This is a genomic window from Janibacter zhaoxuefangae, from assembly GCF_050271985.1.
GTDB lineage: Bacteria > Actinomycetota > Actinomycetes > Actinomycetales > Dermatophilaceae.
The window spans coordinates 1,984,988-2,003,814 of record NZ_CP189849.1 but is presented as its reverse complement, the minus strand read 5'-3'; the positions used below and the strand labels follow the sequence as shown (position 1 = coordinate 2,003,814).

Below are 18,827 nucleotides of genomic sequence, written 5' to 3'. Positions count from 1 at the left end.
CGCCGGCGACCTCACCCGCCGGTGATCTCACCCGCCGGTGATCGGACGCGATGTGAGATGCGGTTCCACCTGTCGGACAGGCCCTCCTAGACTGCGGTCATGACCGACACCGCGACCGGAGCGACCGCCGAGACGTCCACCGCCATTGACGGCATCGACATCAAGCCGCGTAGCCGCGACGTCACCGACGGCATCGAGAAGTCCGCCTCGCGCGGCATGCTCCGCGCCGTGGGGATGGGCGACGACGACTGGGCGAAGCCGCAGATCGGTGTCGCGAGCTCGTGGAACGAGATCACCCCCTGCAACCTCTCCCTGGATCGCCTGAGCAAGGCCGCCAAGGACGGGGTCCACGCGGCCGGCGGCTACCCGCTCGAGTTCGGCACGATCTCGGTCAGCGACGGCATCTCGATGGGCCACGAGGGCATGCACTTCTCGCTCGTCAGCCGCGAGATCATCGCCGACTCCGTCGAGACCGTCATGAGCGCCGAGCGCCTCGACGGCTCCGTGCTCCTCGCCGGCTGCGACAAGTCCCTGCCCGGCATGCTCATGGCGGCCGCGCGCCTCGACCTCGCTTCCGTCTTCCTCTACGCCGGCTCGATCCTGCCCGGTGTGGCGAAGCTCTCCGACGGCACGGAGAAGGAGGTCACGATCATCGACGCCTTCGAGGCGGTCGGAGCGTGCGCCGCCGGCACCATGTCGCGCGAAGACGTCGACACCATCGAGCGGGCGATCTGCCCGGGCGAGGGCGCGTGTGGCGGCTTCTACACCGCGAACACGATGGCCGCCGTCGCCGAGGCGCTCGGCATGTCCGTGCCGGGCTCGGCCGCCCCGCCGGCCACCGACCGTCGCCGCGACGGCTACGCCCGCAAGTCCGGCGAGGCCGTCGTCGAGATGCTGCGCCGCGGGATCACCGCGCGTCAGATCATGACGAAGGAGGCCTTCGAGAACGCGATCGCCGTCGTCATGGCCTTCGGCGGCTCGACCAACGCCGTGCTGCACCTGCTCGCCATCGCCCGCGAGGCCGACGTCGACCTGACGCTCGACGACTTCGCGCGGATCGGTGCGAAGGTGCCCCACCTGGCGGACGTGAAGCCCTTCGGCCAGTTCGTCATGAAGGACATCGACCACATCGGCGGCATCCCCGTCGTCATGAAGTCCCTGCTCGAGGCCGGGCTCTTCCACGGCGACTGCCTCACCGTGACCGGCAAGACGATGCGGGAGAACCTCGACGAGCTCAACCCGCCGCACATCGACGGCAGCGTCATCCGTCAGATGGAGCGCCCGATCCACGCCACCGGCGGCCTCACCATCCTCAAGGGGTCGTTGGCGCCCGAGGGTGCGGTCGTGAAGTCGGCCGGCTTCGACTCCGAGGTGTTCGAGGGCACGGCGCGCGTCTTCGACGGCGAGCGCGGCGCGATGGACGCCGTCGCCGAGGGCACCCTGAAGGCGGGCGACGTCGTCGTCATCCGCTACGAGGGCCCCAAGGGCGGTCCGGGGATGCGCGAGATGCTCGCCGTCACCGGCGCCATCAAGGGTGCCGGGCTCGGCAAGGACGTGCTCCTGCTGACCGACGGACGCTTTTCCGGTGGCACAACGGGCCTGTGCGTCGGCCACGTCGCGCCCGAGGCCGTCGACCTCGGCCCGATCGCCTTCGTGCGAGACGGCGACCCGATCCGCCTCGACGTCAGCGCGGGCACGCTCGACGTGCTCGTCGACGAGGCCGAGATGGACCGTCGTCGCGAGGAGGGCGTCACCGCGCCCGAGCCGAAGTACACCCGCGGCGTCCTGGCGAAGTACCGCAAGCTCGTCCAGTCCGCCAGCCTCGGCGCCGTCTGCGAGTGACGCCCTAGGCCTCGCCGTCGACCTCGTCGAGGTCACGCACGAGGTGCACCCAGGTGGAGGTGACCTCCATCCCGATGTGCTCGTAGAGCGTGAGGGCGCCGGTCCGGGTGTCGGTCGACAACTCGGACCGGGTGGCGCCGTGCGCGCGGGCGATCGTGAACGCGTCCGCGAGCAGCGCCCGGGCCAGACCCTCACCGCGGCGGTCGCGGCGGACGGCGAGCATGGCCACGAAGCCGATCTCCCCGTCGATGATGAGGAAGAGGGCTCCGACGACCGCGCCCTCGGCGTCGGTGAGCAGCCTCAGGTGCCACGGCTCGTACCCCGGGCGGCGCACCGTCGTCGCCGACCAGTCGTCGAACCGTCGGCGCGGGCGGTCCGCCCACTCGAGGAACGCGTCCTCGATGACGACGTGCGCGGCCCGCTCGTCCGTGTCCCCGCTCGAGGCGCGGATCGTGTGTCCGGGCGGAAGCGGGTACCGGGCGATCTCGCGATCGGCGGGGAGGCTGAGCACCCACGATGACCACGCGAGCCGGTAGCCCAGGGACGTGAGCAACGCCGCGCCGGACGAGCCCTCCGGGACGGGCTGGCCGACCAGGGTCCCGCCGTCCCGTCGCGCCACGCGGTGGGTCCACCGAGCCAGGGCGGTCCCGAGGCCGCGACCCCGCGCGGTGGGATGGACGACCCCGGTCGCCCAGCGACCTTCGGAGACCTCGGCGTAGCCGACCACCGTCTCACCCTCGAAGATCCCCACCGACTGCGTGGCCAGGTCGAAGATCGGCCGCTGCCAGTCGCCGACGACGTCGGCCTCCTCGATGACGGGTTCGCCGACGTCGAGGGTGTTGCTCGCCGCGATGAGGGCCGTCACGGCCGGCGCGTCCGCCATCGTCAGCGGCCGTACGGTGAGGTCCTCGGGGACGGCGGAGACGAGCTCGTTCATGCTCCGAGTGTCCCGAGCAGCGCGGCGCTGCGCCATCGGTTTTCGCCGCCCCATGGCGGGGGACGGCAGGGGGAAGGGGATCAGCCGGCGGAGCGCGCCAGGGCGGCGTAGGTCGAGGCGTGGGCATGCACGGCGCGCACGTAGTCGGCGTCCTCGTTGTAGGTGAGGATCGCGTCGCCCCAGGCCGTCGTCGAGAGGTCGGCGCCGCTCGCGCAGAGGTAGCGGGCCGCGGTCCACGCCGCGTCGTTGATGTTGGTCGGGTCGGCCACTCCGTCCCCGTTTCCGTCGGAGCCCCAACGGGTCCACGTCGACGGGATGAACTGCATCGGGCCGACGGCGTGGTCCCACAGCGGGTCGCCGTGCCAGCGCTGCGAGTCGGCCGTCGACGGGATCGCGGCCAGCCCCTCCGACCCGTCGAGGGCCGGTCCGAGGATGGGAATCGTCGTGCGTCCGGCGCCGTCGAGGCCGCCGCCCCCATGCCGCCCGTGATCGGACTCCACGGCGCCGATCCCGGCCAGGGTCGGCCAGCCGAGTCGGCAGCCCGGCTGGGCGCTCCGCAGGCGCAGCGCCGCGCGGCCATAGGCGAGCATCGCCACCGGAGGAATGCCCGTGGCGGCGGCGACGCGCCGGACCCAGCCGTCGTCGACCGCGGGCACGTCCGATGCCGCGACGCTCGGTGGGCCAGTGGGCGCCGGGTCCGCTGCCGCCTCGGGAGCCACCTCCACGAGCGGGGGTGCGTCCAGCCCGACGCCGGGCAGCGCGGTCAGCGCCTCCGGTGCGGTGCGGTCCGTCTGACCGACCGCCCATCCCGTCGCCCCGAGCAGGGTGACGAGGGCCGCCGCGCCAGCGACGACGGCCGGCACGACCCTCCCGCGCGACCCGCGGCTCAGCCGAATCGCCCGTTGACGTAGTCGTGCGTGCGCTGGTCCTGCGGGTTCTCGAACATCGAGCGGGTGTCTCCGTGCTCGACGATCGCGCCCGGCGTGCCGTGCGAGGCGAGGAAGAAGGCGCAGCGGTCGGACACACGCTGGGCCTGCTGCATGTTGTGGGTGACGATGACGATGGTGACCTCGCGGGCGAGCTCGTGCATCGTCTCCTCGATGACGCGCGTCGACGTCGGGTCGAGGGCGGAGCAGGGCTCGTCCATGAGCAGCACACGCGGCTTGATGGCCAGCGAGCGGGCGATGCACAGGCGCTGCTGCTGCCCGCCGGAGAGGCCGCCGCCGGGGGCGTCGAGGCGGTCGGCGACCTCGTTCCACAGGCCGCCGCGGATGAGGCACTCCTCAACGAGGTCGTCCTTCTCGGAGCGGCTCGCCTTCGTGCCCGTGAGCTTGAGGCCGGCGAGCACGTTCTCGCGGATCGACATGGCGGGGAAGGGGTTGGGCTTCTGGAAGACCATGCCGATCTGGCGGCGGGCCTCGATGAGCTTCTTCTCGGGGCGGTAGATGTCCTCGCCGTCGAGCAGCACCTCGCCGGCCATCGACGCGATGGGCACGAGCTCGTGCATGCGGTTGAGGATCCGCAGGAAGGTGGACTTGCCGCACCCGGAGGGGCCGATGAGGGCGGTGATCTCGCCGGCGTGCATCGTGAGCGAGACGCGGTCGAGCACCTTCCGCTCGCCGAACCAGGCCGACACGTCACGGCCCTCGAGCGTGGCCAGCGGCGCCGACAGCGGCGGGTCGTCGACCACCGTCGGGTCGGGCGACAGCAGGTCGCGCGGGTCGACGTGGGTGGTGGTCTCGCTCACGGGAATCCTTGGTGGTGGTGGGGCCGGTGACCCCGACGGGGTGGGCCGTCCGTGTGGACGACCCACCCCCGGGGGATGGTGGTGGGGCGTGGGCCCCGCCGATCAGGAGGTGGTGACGTAGAAGGAGGCGGAGGACGGGTTGACGTAGGTGGAACCCGCGTAGGAGACCTTCACCAGGTACCGGGCGGCCTTCGTCGTCGGCGGGATGGAGATGTTGCGGTTGCCCCAGACGTCCAGCGTGTAGGACTTGATCTTCACGCCGTTCTTGTAGACGTAGAGGTTGCCCTGCGGGCGGACGGTCGTGGAGTCCGTGCGGCGCACCTTGATCGCGAACTTGGCGTAGGCCAGGCGCGAGATCGTACGGTCACCCGTGTAGGCGACGGTGGAGCCGGTCTTGACGGCGAGCGCCTTCGACCCGGTCGAGCCGGTGAAGTTCGTGCCGGCGGTCGGGACGTAGACGGCCTTGAAGGTGTGCTTGGTCGCCGTGAGGCCGGACTTCTTGAGGCTCGCCGTGCCCTGCGTGATCGTCAGCGTCGCGAGGTACTTCGAGCCGTCGTAGAACTTCACCGCACCCTGGGCGGCGGCGCCGCCGGCGGCGACGGTGGCCTTCAGCGTGGCGGCGTTGTTGCCGGAGCGGACGGCCGAGAGGGTCGTCGTCGTGGCGCGGACCGTGGCCGTGTTGGTGCGGAAGTCGGTCGTCGCGGCCTGCGTGGGCTCACCGCAGACACCGTTCGGGGCGACGGCGAGCTGCTCGAGGCCGCCGGCCTCGATGAGGAGCTTGGCCTGCGGGGAGCAGACGAAGCCGGCGCTGCCGAAGACGCCCGTGCCCGTGTAGGTGCCCAGCTCGGTGCCGCGGACGACGTTGTAGACGGCGCGCTCGGCACGCCAGCCGGTGTGGAGCTTGACGGTGCCGGCGAGCTTCGCGCGGCCGACGGAGAAGGGGACGATCGCGTTCGGGTTGCTCTTGACGTCGACGTCGCTGTGCTCCTGCGTCTCCTTGACCGAGGCGGCGAGCGTGACGTCCACGCCGCCGTTGGCCTTCTTGAGCTCACCGAGGAAGAAGGAACGCGTGCCCGAGCCGGTCTGCGGGATGAGCGGGACGATCGTGCCGGGCATGCCGCCGACCTGGGCCCAGTCCTGCACCTCGCCCTTGTAGATCTTGACGATCTGGTCGATGGTCAGGTTGGCCGGGACGTTCGTCGTCTTGGCCGAGGCGGACTCGAGGGCGTCGAGCGCGAAGGGGATCTGCTGGAGGCCGGCGTTCTTCTCGGCGTCGTTCAGCGACGAGGACGAGCGCGCGAAGTCGACGTCCGGGTTGTTGCCGGGGCCGTAGAGGAGGGCCTTGCCGGCGCCCGAGCCGTTGGGCCGCGGGATCGCGGGGGCGCCGGAGTAGAGGCTGATCGTGGGGGAGTTGCCGCCGACGAGGGCGTCCCACGAGGCGATGCGGCCGGTGGTGCGGCCCTCGTTGTAGCCGGGGACCTTCACGCCCCCGACCGTGGCGCCATCGGCGATCGCCGTGACGGCCAGCATGGTGGTGTCCGAACCGACGCCGATGACGTCGGTGGTCTTGACGGTGAAGGCGGGGTCGGCCTGGGCCGGAGCGGCGGCCAGGGCGGTGCCCGCGAGAGCGAGGACTCCCGCGACGGTCATCAGCTTGCGCGACATGAGGATCACTTTCTGAGGAAGGCGTGGCCCCACCGTGGATCGGTCAGGCGGCTTCATTGTAGTGACGGATTCTGTTGTGCCACACCGGAACTGGTGAACACTCAGGGTTGTTTGCATGTCGAATGTGTCGCAATCGGACGCCATCGACGTCGTGTCACATGAGGTTGGGCAACAGGCGCATCGCCGTCTCGGTCACGAGCCACGCGAGGGTGATCGCCAGGGGCGTCGCGAGCACCCAGACCAGCGCCGTGGACATCCGCCGGGACAGCGTCACGACGGCGAACGCGAGGACCACCAGGATGCCCAGCAGGAGGCTCAGCAGCGGCAGCGCCGACCCGTCCGCGGCCATCGCGCGCTCGGACGCGGGGACGCTCGCGGCCCGACCGCCAGGAGCCTCGAACGCCTCACCGGTGAGGTCCGCGTCGACGTAGACGACCGACTCGGGGGCGACCGCGGCCAGCCGACCGGTCACCTCGCTCTCGGCGGAGACCAGGGTCAGGCGACCTTCGCCCTCGGCCAGGGTCGTGGGCACGGGGTCGCCCTCGCGGCGCACTCCGCTGACGCGGAAGACGGCCTCGCCGACCCCCGTGACGACGGTGATCTTGTCGCCGCGCTTGAGCTGCGCGATGTCGCGGAAGGGGGCCCCGTGCGTGCTCGCGCGGCCGTAGACGAGCGAGACGCCGGCCTGCCCGGGAAGGGGAGTGTCCCGTCGGTGGCCGGGACCGGCCAGGGTGTCACCCGAGGCAGTGCCCTCGATGACGACCTGGTGGAGGCTGAGCCGGGGGATGCTCATGAGCGCCACGGGTTGCCCCGGCTCGATGAGCCCACCGACCGGCGCCTCGGCCTGGGCGAGCTCCTCGCGCAGCTGGGAGTAGAGCTCGTCCTGGGCCCGGCCCTGGCTGATCCCGCCGAGGAAGAGCAGCTGGAGGACGAACCACACGGTGACGAGGCCGACCATCAGCGCCGCACTCGTCGCCGCGGACAGCCCGGCGCCCGCCGGGGGTGGTGGGTCGGCCCACTCCGGACCGGCCGACTCGAGCACGGGGTCGGCGACGGCGTCGTCCTCGGATGCCTCCGCCGACTCGATCCGCGTGCGGGAGTCGGTCACGCTGGTCATGCGCGCCTCCGCCGGGCCAGGGCGCCGGCGCCGGCGAGCAGCAGCGCCGCCGGGCCGATGGCGATCGCCGCGGGGAGCAGGACGCGGGCGACGCCGGACGTCACGCCGGGTGTGCGCGGCCGGGGCGCGGCCGCGATCGTCGGGCCGGACGCGGTGTCCTGACCCGGGGCCCCCGCCGGAGCAGCGGCATCGTCCGCGGGGACCTCGCCGCCGATGGCCGCGGGGTCGACGGGCTCGTCGTCACCGCCCGGCAGGTCCGGGAGGTCGGCCGACCCGTCGGGCAGGCCGCTGGGGAGGTCGCCGAGGCCACCGGTCCCGATGGCGGCCGGATCGCTGTCGCCACCGGCGGGCAGCTCCGGCGTGGGAAGCCCGTCCTGGGCACGAATGGCCGCAGCCACCTTCGTCGCCGTCGCGAGCAGCGGCGCCGTCGAGCCGGTCTTCGTCAGCGGCACGAAGCCCTCGGGCAGCCGACCGTTGCCCGACCCGGGCTTCTGGCCCTCCGTCGTGGCGATGGTGATGAAGTCGGCCACGGTCGCGGCCGCCTTCGCGTCGGCGCCACTGAGCCGGGCCGCGGTGTAGACGAGCTGCGTGCCGGGGTAGGCGTCGCCGGCCTTGCTCACCTGCGCCTGCGTCCACGTGAAGGGCCCGTACGGCGTCTCCTGCGTGGCGAGGCCGACGGCCGCGAGGATCCCCTTCTCCGTCGGGCCGACGAAGGTGCGGCCCGTGGCGCTGGTGAAACGGGCGCCGGTGTTGCTCGCCCGGGTCTGCAGGGCCGCGGAGCGCAGGCCGTAGCGCTCGGCGTCGCCGAGGCTCGTGACGCCGATGACGAAGCGGGTGCCGACGCCCTGACGGTCGACGCGACCGAGCTTCCACGGCTCCGTCGGGCTCGGCCGCTCGCAGCGCGTCTGCACGTTGGGCCACGCGTCCAGGATCGCCTCGGACACCTTGCGCATCGTCGAGACCGGGGACGCGACGAGCGGGAGGTAGGGGACCGGGTTGGCCTGGCGGCACTCCTGCGCCGTCGTCGGGACGAACGTGTCGAGGATCGGCCACTCCGCGACCGGGAGCGCGATGCCCTTGTAGCTCGGGTTGATCGTCATGCCCCACGGGTCGGCCTTGCCGGCGATGAAGTCCTTGGCCTCGGGGTCGGCGGCGAGGTACTCCGTCAGCGTGCGGGTGACGTCGGACGCGTCGCTGAGCGCCAGGATCGTCGCGGCGGCCTCGCGGTCGATGGTGTCGAGGCCGGGGTTGAGCGCCTGGAACTCGGGGTCGAGGTTGATCGAGATCGGGTTCGTCTCCAGGCCCGGGTGCTGCCGACCGAGGTCGCTCGCGGGGTAGGACTGCGTGAGCAGCTTGGCCAGCAGGCGCGCGTTGAGTCGCAGGGCGCCGACCTCGCCGCGATTCTCGGGGCGGTCGATCGAGTAGGCGATGGAGAAGCCGGTGAGCGCCGTCGGGGCGTAGCCGACCGGATCCGCCCCGGCCTCGTGCGCCGAGGAGACGAAGGCGGCCGGTGCTTCACCGCCGGTCATCTGGGCGAAGGCGGCCTCGTCGCCCATCCGGCTGTGCTGGAACTTGAAGCGGTCCTTGCGCAGACAGTAGGCGGGCGCCCACTGCAGCGAGGCCTGGCTCATGAGCTCCGAGCCGAAGAAGCTCGTCGGCGCGCGGTCGTCGAGGATGTCGCAGGCATCCGGGGGGAGGCCGAGCGTGATCGGCACCGAGATCCGGCCGCGCCAGTTGGACGCGGACCACCAGTAGCGGGGCGAGACGGCGTCGTCGACGCCCTCGCGCGAGAAGTTGTTGGAGCCCGTCACGAAGCGGCCCGTCTTCTGGCACTCCGCGTCCTCGTCGAGGCAGGAGATGCCCATGATCGGGATGACGACGATGGAGCAGTCGACGGCCTCACTGCAGCCGAGGGACTCGTTCTCCACGTCGCTGCGGATCTCGAACTGCACCTCGCCGCGACCGTCCTCGTCGGTGAAGGCGGCGATCTCGGCGGGCGGGAAGGCGGCGCCGACGGCGGCCTCCGGCGGCATGTCGTCGGCGGAGCAGGCCGCGTAGGTCGTCCCCTCGGCCGCGACGAAGGGGGTCAGGTGCACGTTGAGGAAGGTCGCGTCGGGGCACGACGCGGGGTAGGGGTCGAGGCCGGACACGGGCTGACGGTCGGCCTCGGTGGCGTGGAGGTCGTGGCGCCAGACGGCGGTGCGCTCGATCGCCGAGACGGCGCGCTGGAGGCGGGTCGAGGTCCAACACGTCTCGGGCCGCAATTGGGTCTGACCCTTGGTCGGCTTCTCGACGCCGCGGCACTGGAGCACGACGACGGGGTACTCCTGGTCGAGGCCGGCTTCGCCGTAGGGGTCGGCGGCGCGCCCACTCGAGGGGTGGGCACCCTTCCACGTGACGTGCACGCGCTCGCGGCCGCGCAGCTGGGCGGTCTTCTCGACGGTGACCGTGACGGTGCGCTTGTCGACGACCTCCGTCGTGCCGTCGGCGTGGACGAAGGTGCGGCTCAGCGCCTTCGACTGGGTCACCGCGGACGACTCGTCGTCAGCAGCAGCAGCAGCAGTGGTGGCGGCGGTCGTCGTGGCGGTCGTGGTGGCGGACGCCGGGGAGCCGGCGACGGCCCCGAGCGCCGACAGCGTCGCGATGACCGCGACCGTGAGGGAGCGCCTCATCGGACACCGCCCGCGAGCTGGCGGCGGCGGTACCAGATCCCGGCGAGGCCGGGCACGAGCACGAGGGCGAGCAGTTCGAGCGCGGCCAACCCGCCGAAGAGGCGGCTGTCGTTGCCCCGCGAGGCGAGCAGCTCGACCGGCACCCCGGTCACCTGACCGGGCGCGGCCGCGGCGGCCACCACGGCGGCGCCGGTCTCGGGGTCGATGGTGCTCGCGGCCTCGTCGACGCTCCCCTTCGGGCCGGCCGCGGCCACGTCATCGGACCCGCCGGCCGCCGCGGCGCCGCCGGTCGTGCCCGCGCCCGTCGTGGCGCCGGAGCCGGCTCCGCCTGCGGCCCCCTTCGTCGCCGTCTTGATGCCGACGGTGGAGCCGGCATTGGGGTTGGCGCTCGCCTTCTCCTCCGCCTTGTTGGTGGAGGACTCGCCCGTGCCGGTGACCATGTTGCACGGCCCGGCGCCGGTCTTGTCGCACGCGGCGGGCATCGGGGCGATCTTCGCGAGCTTGTTGCTCGAGAGGTTCTTCCCGTCGAAGGTGGGGTTGTTGCACGACGTCACGTCACGGTTGGAGAGGTTGACCCCGGCGTCGGCCTGGTTGAGCTTGCGGATCTGGTCGAAGCCGGCCTGGACGAGGTTGACCGGCAGCGGCGAGTAGCCGTACGGGCCGGCGTTCCGCTGTCCCTGGCAGAGCGAGTAGTACATGAAGTCGGCGAGCGTCTGGCGCTTGGCCGTCGTCATCCGTCGGTCGTTCTTGCCCGTGGGGAGCAGCAGGTACGAGTAGGACGACAGCGGGTAGGCGCGCGGGTCCGGGTGCGAGTAGACGTACTCGAGCTTCTGGGTCAGGTAGAGCGGCGAGCTCTTGTTCGTCTCGATCTGCGCGCGGGTCATGGCGACGGCGACGTTGTACTGCGTCGGCTCGACGTAGTAGCCGGACTTGTTGAGCACCTTGACGACCGGGTAGCGCTTGTTGAGCGGATAGCTGTACTCGACGTAGCCGATGGTGCCGTTGCCCGACGCGCTGGCGATGGTGTTCATGACCTGGTCCGAGCTCGACGCGGCGATGCTGCGGCCCTTGCGCGGGTAGTAGGACGTCAACCCGGCCTTGCCGTAGAAGGAGCGCCACTGGCTCGGGTGTTCCTTGTCGAGCCACGTCGTGAACTGGGCCGTCGTGCCCGAGCCGTCGGAGCGGACGACGGGGGTGATCGGGAGGCTCGGCAGGACGCGACCGTTGTTGTCCGCCTTGATCGCCTTGTCGTTCCAGTTGGTGATCTGGTTGGTGAAGATCTTGGCGATCGTGGCACCCGACAGGCGCAGGTTCTTCACCTGGTTGCCCGCGACCTTCAGGTTGTAGGTGAAGGCGGTGCCGCCCGCGACGATCGGCATGTAGGCGAACTCGCGGTCACCGGCGGAGTCGACCTGACCGTACTCGTCACGCCCCTGGTAGGGGATCTCCGAGATGCCGAAGTCGGTGAGGTTGTTGGCGAAGTCCTTGCGCCCGCGGGAGGAGCCGCCACCGGAGTAGATGACCTTCATGCCCGAGGCGTCGACGTCGGAGATCCACTGCTGCAGGATCACCTCGGACCAGGTGGAGCCGTTGCCCTCGATCTGGGCGTACTGCTCGGCCGACGCGGTCGGCGCGGCGGCGACGGCGGCGGTGGCCACGAGACCCGTGACGGCGACCGCGGCGACGGAGCGGACGAGGGCGCGAAGGCGGGTGAGGGCGGGGGAGGAGGTCTGCGTCATCGAGGATCCTGGGTCAGTCATCGGGTGGCCTGGGCGGGGCGGCGGGTGCGGCGTGAGGTCGTGCGCCGCGGACGTGCGAGGCGGCGGGCGACGACGAAGAGGACGAGGACGAGTGCGAGCAGCGCTGAGGCCGCGCCGAACCCGCGCTCGACCAGGGCGGGCTCGCCGCTGCGGACGGCGTTGAAGATGAACAGCGGCAGCGAGTTCATCGGCCCGTCGAACGGGTGGGTGACGAAGAAGGGCGCGGCGCCGGAGGTGAGCAGGATCGGCGAGGTCTCGCCGACACCGCGGGCGATGCCGAGGATGAGCGCGGTCGCCAGGCCCGGGCGGGCCGTCGGCAGGACGACGTGCCAGACCGTCTTCCACCGTGAGGCGCCCAGCGCGAGGCTCGCCTCGCGGAGGTTGCCGGGCACGACGCGCAGGACGACGTCGGCGGCGCGGGCGATGATCGGCAGCATCATGACGCTGATGGCCAGGCCGGCCGCGATGCCGGAGCGGCCGACGCCCAGACCCATGATGACGACGGTGTAGATGAAGAGGCCGGCGACGATCGAGGGAAGCGCGGTCATGGCCTCGACGACGGTGCGGACGACCTTCGCGAACGTGCCGCCGACCTCCGTCATGAAGACGGCCGTCCCGATGCCGAGCGGGACCGTGATGGCGACGGCGATGCCGATCTGGATGAGGGAGCCGACGATCGCGTGGGCGAAGCCGCCCTTCGTCAGGGAGTCGCGGGGGCCGACCCCGGCCATGTCGTCGGTGTACATGTTGAGGTGTGGCAGGGCCTCGAGGCCGCGCAGGAACGTGAAGATGACGGCCGAGGCGAGGGCGCCGAAGACGATGAGGGCGCCGACGTGGACGACGACGGAGGCGACCGCGTCGGCCACCTCGGGGCCGCGGCCCCGCAGGGCGGCGACGACTGCGGTCAGGATGATCGTCAGGGCCGTGCCGACGAGGAAGAGGGCCAGCAGCCCGGACCACGGCAGCAGTCGGTGACAGATGAGCCAGGCGAGGGAGAAGCCGGCGAGGACGGGACCCCAGCGCGCGACGAGGTCCTCGTCGGTGGCCTGCCCGAGGGCGCGACGCGGCGGCGGGGGCGTGGTCGGCCGGTGGTCGGCGGGCCGCACGGTGCCGATCACGGTCCCGGCGTCGGGCACGGGGGCTGTGGGTGAGGTGGGGGAGGCCGGGGCGCCGTGGAGGAGCGTCATGTCAGGCCTCCGCGTCCGCGCCGGAGCGGCTGCGCGCCACGACCATGGCGGCGAGCGTGTTGATCACGAGGGTGATGACGAAGAGGACGAAGCCGGCCGTGAGGAGCGCCTGGAGCTGGGCCTCGCTCGCCTCCGAGAACCGTCCGGCGATGAGGGAGGCGATGCTGTTGGAGCCGATCTCGAGGATGCGGATCTTGATGTCGAAGGCGGGGGAGATGATCAGCAGGACGGCGATCGTCTCGCCGAGCGCGCGACCCATGCCGAGCATGGTGCCGCCGATGACACCGCCACGGCCGAAGGGGAGGACGACGCTGCGGACCGTGCCCCAGCGGGTGGCGCCGAGGGCCAGTGCGGCCTCGCGCTCGCCGGGCGGAGTCTGCGAGAAGACCTCGCGCATGACGGCGCAGATCATCGGTGTGACCATCATGGCGACGGCGATGCCTGCGATGAAGGCCGAGCCCTCGTAGCGGGTCTGGTCCGGCACGGCCGAGTTCGGGTCCGTGCCGACCTCGAAGATCGGGATCCAGCCGAGATGCGTGTGCAGGAAGCGCGCGACGTCGCCGGCGTGCGGCTTGATCAGGAAGAAGCCCCACAGGCCGTAGACGATGGAGGGGACCGCGGCCATGAGGTCGACGAGTGAGACGAGCGTCGGGCGCAGGCTGGCCGGGGCGTACTCGCTGATGTAGAGCGCGGTGAGCAGGGCCAGCGGGAAGGCGATGACGAGGGCGACGATCGCGATGCTGAGCGTGCCGACGAGGACCGCGGCGATGCCGACGATGTCGAAGTCCGGGTTCCACTCGGCCTCGGTGAAGAAGTCCCAGCCGTAGTTGCGGAAGGTCGGGACGGCCTGGATCGCCAGGAAGAGGCCGATGCCGCCGGTGATGGCCAGGACCGTCGCGCCGATGGCGGTGGACGTGAGCTGGAAGACGCGGTCCGCCCCGGTCGTGGATCGCGACAGGCGGCGAGGAACGTCCTCGGTACCTGTCGGGACCGCGGGAAGGTGGGTGCTCACGGGGGGAAGTATGGAGGCACCGAAGGGTGCAATCAGCCACCTCTGGTGAACCGGGCGTGAACAGGGGAGGGCGATTTGGGGCAGCCGAAATGCCCTGTGCGACAGGGGTATTGGCCAAGGAGGCCGTCCCCGCAGGAGTCCGCCTGGCCGAACGGGAGGGCCATCCCATGTTGCGATCGTGTTGCAAGAGCGCGCGCCACCCTCCGTTCACCGGCGCGACAGCGGGAGGCCCGCCCGCCTTCTCCCCCGAGCGGTTGGCTGCTCGCGTCGGCGCCCGAGTCGCGGGTGCCCGCGCCACCTCCTTCGTCAGGAAAAGGACAGTCATGGGCCACTCGCACGGACCGCACGACCACCACGACCACACGCACGGCCACTCGCACGACGAGGTCGTCACCCCCGCGACCGACCTGTCCGTCCCGGACGCCGAGCTGCCCCCGCCGGACCTGGGCCGCCGCAACTTCCTGCGCGCGGCCGGCGTCATCGGCGCGGGCGTCGCCGCGACGAGCCTCGTCGACGGCTCCGGTCTGGCCACGGCCTCCGCCGCCGAGGGCAGCCAGGCCGCGGGCGCGAACCCGCAGCGCGGCTTCCGCTGGCTGGCCGGCGACCACCACATCCACACGCAGTTCAGCTCCGACGGGCTCTACACGGTCGAGGACCAGGTCAAGCACGCGGCCGCCTTCGGCCTGGACTGGGTCGTCATCACCGACCACGGCGGCAGCCAGCACTCCCGCATCGGCGTCGAGAAGGTCAACCCGCACATCCGGGCCTCCCGCGAGCGCCACGAGGGCATGTTTGTCTTCCAAGGCCTGGAGTGGAACATCCCCTCCGCCGAGCACGGCACCGTCTTCGTGCACCCGGGCCGCAACGAGGTCGACGTCCTCAAGGCCTTCGAGCAGGGCTATGACGGCAGCGTCATCGGCGCGGGACACAGTGCCGCGTGGGAGCAGCGGGCCATCGAGGGGCTGCAGTTCCTGCAGACCGCCGTCGACAGCCAGCGCGTCGCCGACGCCGTCATGCTCGCGAACCACCCGGCGCGCCAGGGCATCGACTCCCCACATGAGGTGCGCGCGTGGCGCGACGCCGCCGACATCGCCATCGGCTGGGAGGGCGCCCCCGGGCACCAGGCCGCCGGCATCGCGGCGCCGCTCGGCCCGGGCAGTGCCCGCGGCTACTACGGCAACGCGCCCCGCGCCGACCGCAGCCACCCCGGCTACCCGCTGGAGTCCTACCGCACCTGGGGCGGCTTCGACTTCTACACCGCCGCCGTCGGCGGGCTGTGGGACTCGCTCCTGGCCGAGGGCAAGCCGTGGTGGATCTCCGCCAACTCCGACAGCCACTCGAACTACCTCGACACCGCGCAGCGGGGCCCGGGCAGCGACTTCACGACGAACGGGCAGTACAACGACCCCGTCTACTCGGGCAAGCCGAACACGACCGCGGGCGACTACTTCCCGGGCTTCTACAGCCGCACCAACGTCGGCGCGACGCGCGCGTCCTACGCCGGCGTCATGGACGGCCTGCGCGCCGGCAACGTGTGGGTCGACCACGGCCGACTCGTCGACGAGGTCGACGTCCGCGTGCACGCCGGTGGCCGCACCGTCGGTCTCGGTGGGGTCCTGACGGCGCGCCGCGGCAGCGAGGTCGAGATCACCATCCGGATCACGCCCGCTCAGGGGAGCAACTGGGCGCAGTTCGTGCCCCAGCTGGCGAAGGTCGACCTGATCAGGGGCGCTGTGACCGGCCCGGTCGCCGACAAGGACACGCTGACGGCACCGGAGACGCGCGTCGAGCGGACGTGGGACGTGCGCGGCCAGGAGGTCATCGAGATCCGGCAGTCCCTGGGCCGGGTCGACGACCGCGGCTTCTACGTGCGCTTGCGCGGCTCCGACGGCAACCGCACCCAGGCTGGGTTCTACGCGTCGGCGCAGGACGCGACGGGTCCGGCCATCGACGTCGTCGGCGACGCCGACCCGTGGCGCGACCTGTGGTTCTACACGAACCCGGTCTTCGTCCTGCCGCAGGCGTGACCGACCCGGCGACTCCAGCCATGACGACGACTGCCGGCGACCCGGGCCTCCTCCCCGGGGCGCCGGCACTCGGCGTCGACCTCGGCATCGGGGACGAGCTCGACGCCGAGCACGTCATCGGCGACGCCTGCGCGGCGCTCGTCGCTGCCGGTCTGGGGGACGGGTGCTGGGTCACCACCCACGCCGTCGGCGGGACGACGGGCGGGCCGGGGGACCGGTCGCCGCGGCGGCACAGCGCCATGGTCGTGGTGCTGCCGGCCGCGGCCGGGCGGGGCGACGCCGAGATCGTGGGGCTCGTCGCCTCGGCCTTCGGTGGGCACGGCGGGCTCGGCGAGCCGGTCGTCGTGCTCGGCGACGCCACCGCCGGGGCCGGTTCGGGCCAGCTCGCCGGCTCCGGCGCGGAGCAGGCCCTCGTGGCCCGGCGCGCGGGGGAGCAGGGTCGGGCCGTGGTCTACCCGGGCAGCGACGCGCTCGTCGGGACCGTGACGGTGGCGGACGTGCTGGCGACCGCGGTGGACGACGTCGTCCTGCTGGGCGGGGGAGAGGTGGCGCCGGACGCCCGCCTCGCGACGCGGGACTTCGTCCGCCCGCGCCGCGCCGGCGGCCGGTGGGTGCTGCACGTCATGCCCTCGGTCGGGGGCACCCTCGTGCCGTTCGAGGAGCCCGACCCGAAGCGCTGCTGCCAGGACAAGTGACGCCCCGACCCGACCGGTCCCGGGCGCCAAACGTGACGCATCCCATGTCGTCCGGATGTTGGGATGCGCTGTCCCGAATATTGACACTGGCAGGGCGCGGGGGGATGGTTCTCATGTGGCCCGAATCCTCGTACTTCCCTAGCGCGCAGCAGCTGCACACCCGCAGCGGCAGCGCGCTGACCCTTCTGTCCGCCACCGGACCGAGGGGCTTTTTTGTGGGCTGGTGCAGGCTGCCGGCCGCCACCTGATGAGATGACAGTGATGATGAGCAACGAGTGGAGACGACGGTGAGTGAAGGTACGGCGGCATCGCCCGCCCCGACCGCGCCCAGCCCGGCCCAGATGGCCCGGCAGACCCAGGCGAAGGCGCCTGTAGAGGTCACCGGGGCCCAGAGCCTCGTCCTCTCGCTCGAGGCCGTCGGTGTCGACACGGTCTTCGGCATCCCGGGCGGCGCGATCCTCCCGGCCTACGACCCGCTCATGGACTCCGGCTCCGTGCGCCACATCCTCGTGCGCCACGAGCAGGGCGCCGGCCACGCTGCCGAGGGCTACGCCTCGGCCACCGGCAAGGTCGGCGTCTGCATGGCGACCTCCGGTCCCGGCGCGACCAACCTCGTGACGCCGCTGGCCGATGCCTACATGGACTCGGTCCCGATCGTCGCGATCACGGGCCAGGTCGCGAGCGCCGCGATCGGCACCGACGCCTTCCAGGAGGCGGACATCCGCGGCATCTCGATGCCGATCACCAAGCACAACTACCTCGTCACGAACGCTGCCGACATCCCGCGCACGATCGCCGAGGCCTTCCACATCGCCTCGACCGGTCGCCCGGGACCCGTCCTCGTCGACATCGCCAAGGACGCGCTCCAGGCGCGGACCACCTTCGCGTGGCCGCCGCGGATCGACCTGCCGGGCTATCGCCCCGTCACCAAGCCGCACCAGAAGCAGATCCGTGAGGCCGCCAGGCTCATCGCCCAGGCCGAGCGCCCCATCCTCTACGTCGGTGGCGGTGTCATCCGGGCGCAGGCCCACGCCGAGCTGCTCCTCTTCGCCGAGATGACCGGCATCCCCGTGGTCACCACCCTGATGGCCCGCGGCGCCTTCCCAGACAGCCACGAGCTCCACCTCGGCATGCCCGGCATGCACGGCTCCGTCGCCGCGGTGACCGGCCTGCAGCGCTCCGACCTGCTCATCACCGTGGGCGCGCGCTTCGACGACCGCGTCACCGGTCACCTGCCGAGCTTCGCCCCCGGGGCGAAGGTCATCCACGCCGACATCGACCCCGCGGAGATCTCCAAGAACCGGATCGCGGACGTGCCGATCGTCGGCGACGCGAAGGGGATCCTCCAGGACCTCATCGACGCCGTCGGCGCCGACCTCGACGCCGGCCGCAAGGGCGATTACGACGCCTGGCGCGAGCGCACCCAGGGCTGGAAGGCCACCTTCCCCGTGGGCTACACCCCGGCGGCCGACGGCGAGAACTGCTCGCCGCAGCACGTCATCGAGCGGATCGGCGCCATCGCCGGACCCGACGCGATCTACGCCGCGGGCGTCGGCCAGCACCAGATGTGGGCCGCCCAGTTCGTCGGCTACGAACGTCCGAACAGCTTCCTCAACTCCGGCGGCGCCGGGACGATGGGTTACGCCGTGCCGGCGGCCATGGGCGCGAAGGTCGGCGAGCCCGACCGCGTCGTCTGGGCCATCGACGGTGACGGCTGCTTCCAGATGACCAACCAGGAACTCGCGACCTGCGTCATCAACAACATCCCGATCAAGGTCGCGATCATCAACAACAGCAGCCTCGGCATGGTGCGCCAGTGGCAGTCGCTGTTCTACAACGAGCGCTACTCCAACACCGACCTGCACACCTCCGTCGGCAACCGCATCCCCGACTTCGTCAAGCTCGCCGAGGCCTACGGCTGCGCCGGCCTGCGGTGCGAGCGGACCGAGGACGTCGACGCGACGATCCAGGCGGCCATGGAGATCAACGACCGCCCCGTGGTCATCGACTTCATCGTCGAGCGCGACGCCATGGTGTGGCCGATGGTGCCCGCCGGCCTGAGCAACGACCTCATCCAGGACGCCCGCGACGCCGCCCCCGTGTGGGACCGCGAGGAGTCCGAAGCGGACGAGCAGGACACCGACGCCGACCACGACGGCAAGTGAG

13 protein-coding genes are annotated in these 18,827 nt (G+C 71.8%); 4 read left to right on the top strand and 9 right to left on the bottom strand.

Annotated elements, in window-relative coordinates; genetic code table 11:
• The first annotated feature begins 99 nt into the window (after window positions 1-99).
• On the top strand, window positions 100-1,842 hold the full coding sequence (gene ilvD, locus ACQBAS_RS09410) for a dihydroxy-acid dehydratase (protein WP_427383536.1): 1,743 nt from the start codon (window positions 100-102) through the stop codon (window positions 1,840-1,842).
• Between the two features lie 4 nt (window positions 1,843-1,846).
• Here the strand turns inward: ilvD and ACQBAS_RS09405 are convergent, their stop codons facing one another.
• From ACQBAS_RS09405 to pstC, 9 genes are all read right to left on the bottom strand, one after another.
• Window positions 1,847-2,779, bottom strand: a complete 933-nt coding sequence (locus ACQBAS_RS09405; RefSeq protein WP_427383535.1) for a GNAT family N-acetyltransferase — start codon at window positions 2,777-2,779, stop codon at window positions 1,847-1,849.
• 80 nt (window positions 2,780-2,859) lie between these two features.
• Window positions 2,860-3,642, bottom strand: a complete 783-nt coding sequence (locus ACQBAS_RS09400) for a lytic transglycosylase domain-containing protein (RefSeq protein ID WP_427383534.1) — start codon at window positions 3,640-3,642, stop codon at window positions 2,860-2,862.
• A 23-nt stretch (window positions 3,643-3,665) separates the two neighbouring features.
• Window positions 3,666-4,439: a phosphate ABC transporter ATP-binding protein gene (locus ACQBAS_RS09395; protein ID WP_427385616.1), complete on the bottom strand. Its 774-nt coding sequence runs from the start codon at window positions 4,437-4,439 to the stop codon at window positions 3,666-3,668.
• A 189-nt stretch (window positions 4,440-4,628) separates the two neighbouring features.
• A complete protein-coding gene (locus ACQBAS_RS09390) occupies window positions 4,629-6,191 on the bottom strand; it encodes a substrate-binding domain-containing protein (RefSeq protein WP_427383533.1) in 1,563 nt (520 codons plus the stop codon).
• A gap of 154 nt (window positions 6,192-6,345) precedes the next feature.
• Window positions 6,346-7,308, bottom strand: coding sequence for a sortase domain-containing protein (locus ACQBAS_RS09385; RefSeq protein WP_427383532.1), 963 nt, complete (start codon window positions 7,306-7,308; stop codon window positions 6,346-6,348).
• Window positions 7,305-9,980, bottom strand: coding sequence for a hypothetical protein (locus tag ACQBAS_RS09380; protein WP_427383531.1), 2,676 nt, complete (start codon window positions 9,978-9,980; stop codon window positions 7,305-7,307). Before ACQBAS_RS09380 ends, ACQBAS_RS09385 begins: the two co-directional genes overlap by 4 nt.
• Window positions 9,977-11,719 carry a phosphate ABC transporter substrate-binding protein PstS gene (locus ACQBAS_RS09375; RefSeq protein ID WP_427383530.1) on the bottom strand — a complete coding sequence of 581 codons (1,743 nt, stop codon included), beginning with the start codon at window positions 11,717-11,719 and terminating at the stop codon, window positions 9,977-9,979. Before ACQBAS_RS09375 ends, ACQBAS_RS09380 begins: the two co-directional genes overlap by 4 nt.
• A gap of 17 nt (window positions 11,720-11,736) precedes the next feature.
• Window positions 11,737-12,927: a phosphate ABC transporter permease PstA gene (gene pstA / locus ACQBAS_RS09370; RefSeq protein WP_427383529.1), complete on the bottom strand. Its 1,191-nt coding sequence runs from the start codon at window positions 12,925-12,927 to the stop codon at window positions 11,737-11,739.
• 1 nt (window position 12,928) lies between these two features.
• The gene (gene pstC / locus ACQBAS_RS09365; RefSeq protein ID WP_427383528.1) at window positions 12,929-13,939 is read right to left on the bottom strand and encodes a phosphate ABC transporter permease subunit PstC; all 1,011 of its coding nucleotides are present in this window, start codon (window positions 13,937-13,939) and stop codon (window positions 12,929-12,931) included.
• Between the two features lie 323 nt (window positions 13,940-14,262).
• On the opposite strand from pstC, the gene ACQBAS_RS09360 reads away from it, so the two are divergent.
• The 3 genes from ACQBAS_RS09360 (at window position 14,263) to ACQBAS_RS09350 (ending at window position 18,826) form a co-directional block, all read left to right on the top strand.
• Complete coding sequence (locus ACQBAS_RS09360; protein ID WP_427383527.1) at window positions 14,263-15,966, top strand: PHP domain-containing protein; 1,704 nt, start codon at window positions 14,263-14,265, stop codon at window positions 15,964-15,966.
• Between the two features lie 20 nt (window positions 15,967-15,986).
• Complete coding sequence (locus ACQBAS_RS09355) at window positions 15,987-16,661, top strand: hypothetical protein (protein WP_427383526.1); 675 nt, start codon at window positions 15,987-15,989, stop codon at window positions 16,659-16,661.
• A gap of 341 nt (window positions 16,662-17,002) precedes the next feature.
• Complete coding sequence (locus tag ACQBAS_RS09350; protein ID WP_427385615.1) at window positions 17,003-18,826, top strand: acetolactate synthase large subunit; 1,824 nt, start codon at window positions 17,003-17,005, stop codon at window positions 18,824-18,826.
• Window position 18,827 lies beyond the last annotated feature (1 nt).

Excerpts from the sequence above, each read along its gene's own strand:
- ACQBAS_RS09380 (WP_427383531.1), bottom strand. The coding sequence starts at position 9,980 with ATGAGGCGCTCCCTCACGGTCGCGGTCATCGCGACGCTGTCGGCGCTC.
- ACQBAS_RS09355 (WP_427383526.1), top strand. The coding sequence starts at position 15,987 with ATGACGACGACTGCCGGCGACCCGGGCCTCCTCCCCGGGGCGCCGGCA.
- ACQBAS_RS09405 (WP_427383535.1), bottom strand. The coding sequence starts at position 2,779 with ATGAACGAGCTCGTCTCCGCCGTCCCCGAGGACCTCACCGTACGGCCG.
- ACQBAS_RS09385 (WP_427383532.1), bottom strand. The coding sequence starts at position 7,308 with ATGACCAGCGTGACCGACTCCCGCACGCGGATCGAGTCGGCGGAGGCA.
- ACQBAS_RS09390 (WP_427383533.1), bottom strand. The coding sequence starts at position 6,191 with ATGTCGCGCAAGCTGATGACCGTCGCGGGAGTCCTCGCTCTCGCGGGC.
- pstA (WP_427383529.1), bottom strand. The coding sequence starts at position 12,927 with ATGACGCTCCTCCACGGCGCCCCGGCCTCCCCCACCTCACCCACAGCC.
- ACQBAS_RS09375 (WP_427383530.1), bottom strand. The coding sequence starts at position 11,719 with ATGACGCAGACCTCCTCCCCCGCCCTCACCCGCCTTCGCGCCCTCGTC.
- ACQBAS_RS09350 (WP_427385615.1), top strand. The coding sequence starts at position 17,003 with ATGGCCCGGCAGACCCAGGCGAAGGCGCCTGTAGAGGTCACCGGGGCC.
- ilvD (WP_427383536.1), top strand. The coding sequence starts at position 100 with ATGACCGACACCGCGACCGGAGCGACCGCCGAGACGTCCACCGCCATT.
- ACQBAS_RS09360 (WP_427383527.1), top strand. The coding sequence starts at position 14,263 with ATGGGCCACTCGCACGGACCGCACGACCACCACGACCACACGCACGGC.